Origin of the sequence: Methylocaldum sp. (assembly GCF_039794385.1) — a bacterium.
GTDB lineage: Bacteria > Pseudomonadota > Gammaproteobacteria > Methylococcales > Methylococcaceae > Methylocaldum.
The window spans coordinates 1-8,389 of the sequence record NZ_JBDIVO010000217.1 but is presented as its reverse complement, the minus strand read 5'-3'; the positions used below and the strand labels follow the sequence as shown (position 1 = coordinate 8,389).

The 8,389-nt window shown below is 54.1% G+C and carries 8 protein-coding genes; 2 read left to right on the top strand and 6 right to left on the bottom strand.

Features of this window, described 5'->3' with window-relative positions; translation table 11 throughout:
• Positions 1 to 662: 2-dehydropantoate 2-reductase (locus ABJK70_RS16665; RefSeq protein WP_347258517.1), on the top strand; the 662-nt coding region annotated here is incomplete at its 5' end.
• A 64-nt stretch (positions 663 to 726) separates the two neighbouring features.
• On the opposite strand, the gene ffh is transcribed toward ABJK70_RS16665, so the two are convergent.
• Positions 727 to 2,085 carry a signal recognition particle protein gene (ffh, locus tag ABJK70_RS16660; RefSeq protein ID WP_347258516.1) on the bottom strand — a complete coding sequence of 453 codons (1,359 nt, stop codon included), beginning with the start codon at positions 2,083 to 2,085 and terminating at the stop codon, positions 727 to 729.
• 94 nt (positions 2,086 to 2,179) lie between these two features.
• On the opposite strand from ffh, the gene ccsA reads away from it, so the two are divergent.
• Complete coding sequence (gene ccsA, locus ABJK70_RS16655; protein WP_347258515.1) at positions 2,180 to 3,004, top strand: cytochrome c biogenesis protein CcsA; 825 nt, start codon at positions 2,180 to 2,182, stop codon at positions 3,002 to 3,004.
• A gap of 57 nt (positions 3,005 to 3,061) precedes the next feature.
• On the opposite strand, the gene ABJK70_RS16650 is transcribed toward ccsA, so the two are convergent.
• From ABJK70_RS16650 to ABJK70_RS16630, 5 genes are all read right to left on the bottom strand, one after another.
• Complete coding sequence (locus tag ABJK70_RS16650) at positions 3,062 to 3,382, bottom strand: flagellar protein FliT (RefSeq protein ID WP_156879850.1); 321 nt, start codon at positions 3,380 to 3,382, stop codon at positions 3,062 to 3,064.
• Between the two features lie 24 nt (positions 3,383 to 3,406).
• Entirely contained in the window at positions 3,407 to 3,838 is a 432-nt protein-coding gene (fliS, locus tag ABJK70_RS16645) for a flagellar export chaperone FliS (RefSeq protein ID WP_077732470.1), read from the bottom strand.
• Positions 3,839 to 3,854: 16 nt separating this feature from the next.
• Positions 3,855 to 5,906, bottom strand: a complete 2,052-nt coding sequence (gene fliD / locus ABJK70_RS16640) for a flagellar filament capping protein FliD (protein WP_347258514.1) — start codon at positions 5,904 to 5,906, stop codon at positions 3,855 to 3,857.
• A 115-nt stretch (positions 5,907 to 6,021) separates the two neighbouring features.
• Positions 6,022 to 6,459, bottom strand: coding sequence for a flagellar protein FlaG (locus ABJK70_RS16635; RefSeq protein ID WP_347258513.1), 438 nt, complete (start codon positions 6,457 to 6,459; stop codon positions 6,022 to 6,024).
• A 76-nt stretch (positions 6,460 to 6,535) separates the two neighbouring features.
• Positions 6,536 to 8,044 carry a flagellin gene (locus ABJK70_RS16630; protein WP_077732473.1) on the bottom strand — a complete coding sequence of 503 codons (1,509 nt, stop codon included), beginning with the start codon at positions 8,042 to 8,044 and terminating at the stop codon, positions 6,536 to 6,538.
• Positions 8,045 to 8,389: the final 345 nt, after the last annotated feature.

Below are 8,389 nucleotides of genomic sequence, written 5' to 3'. Positions count from 1 at the left end.
GCCTTCTGAAAGACGCCGTGGGACCCGACACGTCCATCGTTCTCGTTTCCAACGGCATCGACATCGAAGACGAAATCGCGAAAGCCTTTCCCGATAACGAACTGATCAGCGGCCTCGCATTTATATGCGTCACCCGCACCGCACCCGGCAAAATCTGGCACCAGGCTTACGGCCGGCTAGCCTTGGGCAATTATCCGCAGGGGCTTTCGGAAAAAGCTCTGGCGCTTTGTAGAGTATTCGAGCGATCCGGTATTACATGCGTCGCCTCCGAGGATATCGTTGCCGCCCGCTGGCAAAAATGCGTTTGGAACGCGCCCTTCAACCCGCTGTCGGTCCTCTCCGCGGGGCTCAGCACGAATGACATACTCTCGACTCAAGAGTCTTTCGTTCGGGCCATCATGGAAGAGGTTTGCCTGATCGCCAAAGCCACGGGACATCCGTTGCCCGAAGATACCGTCGATAAAAACATCGAGAGCACCTACAAGATGCCGCCATACAAGACCAGTATGCTGCTGGATTTCGAGGCCGGTCGGCCGATGGAAACGGAGGCCATTCTAGGTAATGCCGTGAGGGCGGGATGGAACGCAGGCGTGCCGATTCCCCATCTTGAATCGGTTTATGCTTTGATGAAGCTCAGAGAGTTGAGCCGTCGAACCGGATAACCCGCTGCCACAAATCGAAATTACGCCGGCGCGAGGCGGGCGTGATGCCAAATCAAGAATCGCCCTAAAACGGCATCCCCCGTCCTAGATTGCCCTTCATCCCTCGCAGCATGTTCATCAGATTGCCCTTCTTGAATTTCTTCATCATCTTCTGCATCTGATCATACTGCTTGAGCAGACGGTTGATGTTCTGCATATCCGTGCCCGCGCCTTTTGCGATGCGCTGTTTTCGCGAGTTGTTGATCACATCCGGAAATGCCCGCTCCTGCTTGGTCATCGAGTTGATGATGGCGATCTGCTGAATCATTTCCTTGTCGTTCACTTTTTCCTTCACGTGCTGCGGCACGTTCGCCATGCCGGGAAGCTTGTCGAACATTGCGGCGACGCCGCCCAGATTCTTCAACTGCAGCAGTTGATCGCGATAGTCGTTCAAGTCGAAAGACTTGCCCTTCTGAATCTTCTTGACCAGTTTTTCGGCTTTCGTCTTATCGATCTTGCGCTCGGCCTCCTCAATCAGACTCAGGACATCGCCCATGCCCAAGATTCGGGACGCGATTCGATCGGGGTGAAAACGTTCCAAGGCAGCTGTCTTTTCACCCACACCCAAGAATTTGATGGGCTTGCCCGTAATGTGGCGAACCGACAACGCCGCGCCACCTCTGGCATCGCCGTCGGTTTTGGTCAGAACGACACCGGTCAGGGTAAGTGCGTCGCCGAATGCTTTCGCGGTATTGGCGGCGTCCTGACCGGTCATCGAATCGACCACGAACAGCGTTTCGATCGGGTCGATGGCGGAGTGAATCTGTCTGATTTCCTCCATCATCTCGTCATCGATATGAAGACGGCCGGCCGTGTCGATAATGACGACATCCTTGTATTTCTTCCGGCCATATTCGACGGCGTTGCGAGCGATATCCACCGGATTCTGCGTCGGATCGCTCGGAAAAAAATCGGCGCCCACCTCAGCGGCAAGAGTTTGCAGTTGATCGATAGCGGCCGGACGATAGATATCGGCGCTCGCGACCACTACGGACTTGCGCTCGTTATCCTTGAGCCAGCGGGCCAGCTTGGCAACCGTGGTGGTTTTACCGGCGCCTTGGAGACCTGCCATCAGAATCACCGCCGGCGGCTGCGTCGCCAGACTGAGCCGCTCGTGGGCACTGCCCATGATGGCGATCAATTCTTCATTGACGATCTTCACTAGCGCCTGCCCGGGCGTAAGGCTGGACTGAACTTCCTGCCCCAAGGCGCGTGTCTTGACGTGCTCGATGAAATCCTTGACGACCGGTAGAGCCACATCGGCTTCCAAGAGGGCCATACGCACCTCTCGCAAGGTGTCCTGAACATTGCTCTCGGTCAATCGGCCCTGACCGCGAATTTTTTTGAGCGATTGGGTTAAACGTTCGGTAAGGTTGTCAAACATGGCTCTTAATCCTACGGGCTATGGAAATACCCAGATTACTTCATCTTGATCGGCCATTATGCCAGACTAGAGAGCTCAGGAGGACATGATTTAAATGAATTCTACGCTGTTTGGCGCCATAGCGATCGCCACTTATGTCGCTGCCGCTCTTACCCTGATTCGCTCGCTGCGCGAGAACGACTATGCGGCCATGGAGACACCCACGCTTCGGCGGTTGAAACCCTTGACACTCGGTTGGTTCGCCGCCGTTTTGCACGGGCTTGCGCTCACCAGCGGCTTTCAGACTAACGAAGGACTCAACCTCAGCTTTCTGAGCGCGATGTCGTTAGTGGCTTGGGTGATCGTAGCCATCTTGCTCCTGACGGCTCTCGCGAAACCGGTGGATAAACTCGGGATGGTGATTTTTCCGATGGCCGCGCTGGTCCTTCTGCTAAAACTCAGCATCCCGGAGAGCGTTCACACGGTGAAAGACCTTTCCTGGCCTTTGACCATTCACATCGTGGTCTCCATGCTCGCTTACAGTTTTCTCAATATTGCCGCCTTTCAGGCAGCGCTGCTGGCGTTTCAGGACTGGCGGCTGCGCAGCCACCATTCCGACCTCTTGCTACGCTCGCTCCCGCCTCTGCAAACCATGGAATCCCTGTTGTTTCAGCTGATTGCGGCCGGGTTCGTGTTTCTTAGCGTGTCACTGCTCACAGGCTTTATTTTTCTGGAAGACATGTTCGCTCAGCATTTGGCCCATAAGACCGTGCTGTCCATCCTTGCCTGGGTCTTGTTCGGCGTACTACTGATCGGACGAGCTCGCTACGGCTGGCGGGGAACCATAGCTATCCGCTGGACGCTAGGAGGCTTTGTGTCGCTAATGCTGGCCTATTTCGGCAGCAAGATGGTATTGGAATGGATATTGAACCGGGCTTGATGGTGCGGACACCGACCCTGGTCCCGGAATGCGAGTGCGTGTCCGGACTCTTTGAACTCACTCATTTTCAGCCGATCGATAAGCTTGCTCGCGTTGCCGGGAGTTTCTGAGCATGCGTAGTTCTTGAGCAGCTTGGTTTCTTTCCGCCTCAATCAAAGACATAACCTTCCCGTCGATGGTCTGCACTTCCTCGACTAAACGAACCAAAGACTCGTTATCGCTTTTCTCAAGATAGGCCGGCGAAAACAGTTTCTCAATCAGGGGCATCCGTTCCCTCTCCAGCCGAGCAACCCTCTCCCACTCCATACCTTCGGCCGCCGTTAGGATCGAACGGCACATTGCAAGAAGCTTCTCGGTTTCGGGCGTCAGATCTGACATCGCGGCATACCCGGTCTCGGACGATTAAAAGCTTGCTGAAGCTAACCTGTTTTCAACAGTCTGAGACGGAACCGGCTCTCGTATCGCCTCCCAAGCACTCTTGATCTCCTTTATCAAACCGCCGACTTCGTCCAGGGCACTCTGATCGTTTTGCGCGCTGGCGTAAAACAGCTGCTCGGTAACATAGGTATAAAGTCGATCCAGATTTACCGCGATTTCGCCGCCGTTATCCAAGTCCAGACAGGCTTGGAGGTAGCCGACGATTTCAATTGCACGGCCGATGGCTTGGCCCTTCTCGGCGAGCTCCCCCCTTTGTATCGCGCCCTTGGCAACGGAAATTTTTTCGTTCAGCCCATTAAAAAGCATCATTATCAGAGTATGCGGATCGGCGTACTCGGCACTCGCCTGCACGGTAGTTTGCCGATACTGATTCAATGCAAACTGAGCGGGTCTCATGGCGTATAACCTCTTCTTATTTCTTGTTTTGGTTAGCCAGTGGCAAAGCGGCCAACTGCTGACTCAAATAACTGCTGATACTCTGAAACTGCCCCAAAAGAGCATCCATCTTATTGAATCGATCCAGAAGACGCTTTTCGAAATCACTCATTCGACTCTCTAAACGCTCTCGGCTTTCTTGAATTTTCTCGAGATTCTTTTCCAGACCGTCAGTACGCGCCTTTATGGCTCCTTTACTGTCCAACAATCCGGCAAGCACCTTGTCCAGTCGTTCTATCAGCCCACGGGAAAAACCAACCTCGCCCCGGTCGCCGGTCTTGGTATCCGAGATCAGAAGCTTAAGCCCCTGGGCATCGCCCGCCGTTGCGGTCAATTCTTGCCCTTTGCCCGTTGCCTCCAAACCTCCGATGCTTCCGGCGACATCCATGCCCCCGGTGCCCTCCGTCGAACTAGAGGCGAGCTTTAATCCCAAGGTCGCTTCACTATTAATATCGACCTGCGTGATTTCAACTTGAGACTCCGAGCCATAATTTTTGGATTGAATGACAAATCGATTGTTGACATCGTCATAACTCACGCCAACTGAAATACCTTTTGCTTTGAGGGCACTGTCGCCATTGATGCGGGATTGAATCTCTGCCGCCAGAGCCGCATGATTGCTATAGGTCGCTTGCGTCAAGGTGATATCTGCCGACAAGACCCCATCGACTTTGATCTTGAAGGTGTCGTTGTCGCCGTCCACCACCAATGAATTGACGGCACCGCCGTTCAGAAAGCCCTGGGTAGCTGCTTGGGTAATATTGACCGCATAAGTTCCCGGCTTGGTATCGACGGTATTGCTGGAATATATCACCCCGGAATCCGTGGGACGCCCGATGGCCGCAAACAAAGCGGCTACGCTGCTCCGATCCGCATTTAGCGCCTCGTTTAGCTTGGAACTGTCCAAATTGAGGGTGCCGTCTCTTTGCGTTCGGATTCCTATATGGGCCAAGGTTTTCGCCGAACCTTCGAGACCTTGGATAAATCGTCCCAGTTCCGAGCGAAGCTGCCCCATACCGCCGCGTACCGTGGGATCGCCCTGTAAAATTCCGCCTGCTTTCTGGGCTGCGTCATAGCCGGTTAAGCTTCGGTCCGTCTTTGCCAATTCGTTAAAACTTTTTACGAAACCTTCTATAAGCTTTTTGATGTCGTCATTGCTCTGGCTGACCGACACATTGACGATCTTCTCGGATTGAGCGGATTGAAGATTTAACGTCACCCCTTTAAGAGCATCTTTGATCGTGTTGCTCGCATTGGTAACCTCAAGTCCATTGATAACGATTTTCGAGTCCAACGCCATCTGGGTCTGCTGGAGGTTAGCAGCGGCGGCATTAAAAGACAGGACGGACAGGCCTGAGGCGTCGACCGAATTTCCATCATCATCGGCTACGCTGATCTGCAAGCTGTTCTCGGCGCCGGTTTCACTCGAATTCAGTACAAGGCGAGAACCGCCGCTATCGTTGACTATAACCGCAGTCACTCCGGCCTTGGCGTTGTTGATAGCATCTCGGATGCCGCTGAGGGTATTGTTGCTCAAGTCGATCTCAAGGGTCAGCGTGCCTTTGTCGGGATTTTGGGTAAATCCGTTATAACTACCCGGGGTGGCATCCACCGGCGGCGTATAGTCCGTAGTGCCGAATTTCAGCGTCAAAGTCCCGGTTCCAACCACTGCGTTGGCCGATGCGAAGTAACCGGTTGCCAGTGCGTGGCTCTGCGCGAGCTGCTTGACCTCGATCTTGTAATTACCCAGATCGGCATTGCTTTCCGCCGAAGCACTGACAATACTGCTGTCGCTGGAAGTTGCGCCGATCTTTTGAAAACTACTCAGGTTTTTCAACGCCGAGAGGCTATCCCGAAAAGCCGATAAAGCGCTCTTGAAATTTCCAAACGAGGAAATCTTGGATTGGATCTCGGCTTCTTGCCGATCCAAACGGGCAGCGAACGGAGCACGCTCCGCCTGCACCAATTGGCTGACCATGCTGGATATATTGAGGCCGGATCCGAGCCCCGTCGATGTAATACCTGCCATCAAACCCTCCGCATTACCTGTTGCCGCTCTGTCCCAATAAGGATATATCCACGCCTTACGCTTGAACCGATTCGGCCGAGCCGGCTCGTCAGCCGAACTGACAAACCGTCCAAACTCACACTTTTTCCTTCAACAACATGCCTTTAAATCCGTCTTTGAATTCGTCTAAATGTTTTGCGAGTCGCAAAATCTCTTCCGAGGGGATTTGGCGAATAAGTTCATCGGTCTCGGCATCCCTGACTTGCACTATCGTTCGCCCCGAATCTTCGTCAATGGAAAACTGGACCGTTCTCCGCACCATTTGAAAAAATTCGTTGAAATTGCGCACGGCATGGGCGACTTCGTCCTGCCGTTTCTCTCCTTCTCTTCCCGAGGAAGCAAACGCCTCGGCGGCCAAAGCCGGGGGAACCGCCCTGACCGTAGAAACCTGCTCTGCCGCCCCGGTGCTTCCCGCTGCGGCGAGGGTTTCAGAGCCCACCTCGTCTGCCGTCTGGCGGCGCACCATGTTCGGCTTCAGAGCCGTTACATTGCCTAAAGCTATCGGGGCTTCCATATCGATCTCCTATTGCTCGAAGAAGAAAGCGGGAACGCCTCAGTGTTCCCGCTTTCCGGTTTAGCCAGCTCGGAAATTAACCCCGAAGCAGCGAGAGCACGTTTTGGGTTGAGGCATTCGCCTGTGCCAACATTGCCGTACCGGCCTGCTGCAGGATCTGATTCCGGCTCAGCTCGGACGTTTCAGCCGCGAAATCGGCATCGAACACACGGCTTCTTGCGGCGCTGATGTTTTGCGAAGTGGCCTGCATATTGGCTACCGCTGAGCTGAAGCGGTTTTGGACAGCGCCCAGGGTGGCGCGGAGGTCGTCAACGAAAGCGAGTGCACCGTCGACAGACTTAATAGCCGAGTTTGCCCCCGACTGAGTACCGACGTTAATGCTTCCCACTGCACTTAGAGTGCTTGCATTCGTCGCTGCACTGAACAAGGTACCCGTCGTATCCGTGGTGACGGTGTACGAGCTTGCGGAGCTAAACATGAGGGTTCCGACCACTTTACTAGAGTCTGTTCCCACCGCTGCGCCCAAGGTAGCGGCGGCACCTTCCGTTGCCCCGGTGTCAGCGTTCAAGCCTTGGAAATTGATAGTACCGCCCGCGCCGGCGCTATTTAAAAAGTCTTCGATGACAATATCGTAACCTTCGGCTTGGCTCAGCGTGATCGAACTTCTCGAAGCATCCAGTTCTGCGGTGATACCGGTACTTGCCGCCGCACCATTAATGGCTTCCGCCAGCGAAGTGAGATCGCCAGTACTGGAGACGTTTGCCGAGATCGCAACGGCGCTGCTGTTCGAACCATACAAATTAAACGTCAACGTACCGGCAGCGGCTAGACCGGAAAGAGTTGCTTTAGTCAGCGCCGTTGCCGTTACGCCCGTGGATGCCGTGGCGTTATTCACAGCCGTCGCGATCGCATTGGCTGAATCATTGTTTGCTACGGCCAAGGTCGCGGACCCGATATTCCCGGTAACCGTTAGATTTTGTGCCGCAACACGGTTGAGAGCGGTCAAAGCAGTCTTATCAGCACTTGCCGCCGCCGCCTCTACCGCAGTACCCGTCGTATTGGTGAGACTGTTCGATCCGATATTGGTCGCCTTGCTGTTCCCGATCGAGAAACTGATCGTCTGATCGGCATACGCACCAACCTGAAATTTCGCACTCGTGAACGAGCCATCCAGCAGATTTTTTCCGTTGAATTGGGTTTGAGTGGCGATACGGGTAATCTCCTGCTGCAACTGAGCCACTTCCTTCTGCAGGGAAGCACGATCGGTCGCGGTATTGGTATCGTTGGCGGATTGTACGGCCAGTTCCCTCATACGCTGCAGCGCGTTCGTGACCTCTCCCAAGGCGCCTTCGGCGACTTGCGCGATGGAAATGCCGTCGTTGGCATTTCGGGCGGCCTGATTCAAACCTTTAATTTGCGCGGTCATCCGGTCTGCAATGGCAAGGCCGGCTGCGTCGTCTTTTGCGCTATTAATGCGCACACCGGACGACAAGCGTTGCATTGCAGTCTGCATCGCGTTGGATGACTTCAGCAACTGGCGCTGAGCGTTAAGCGAGGAAATATTGGTATTAATCACTTGGGACATGATCGTCTCCTTCAACTTTTAGGATTTTTCAAATCGACGAGCTCAAGGACATCAGCGCTGTGCATTCAACTCTCGTAAACGTTATCGGACACCACGGCGGAAACTTTAAAGGTTTTTCTGTCGGCCTTAAGTTATGGCCAAGATGCGCTGTTTCCTATGACGTCGCCTCCGGCATGGCGCCAAAATACACCCCAGGAGGTGTATTGATATGCGTACGAACATCGTTCTTAACGACGAGCAGGTCAGAGAGGCTTTCAAGTATTCCGATGCCAAGACTAAGCGTGAACTGGTCGAGCGGGCACTCCGGGAGTTCGTGGCCAATCGAAAACGGAAGGACGTTCGGGA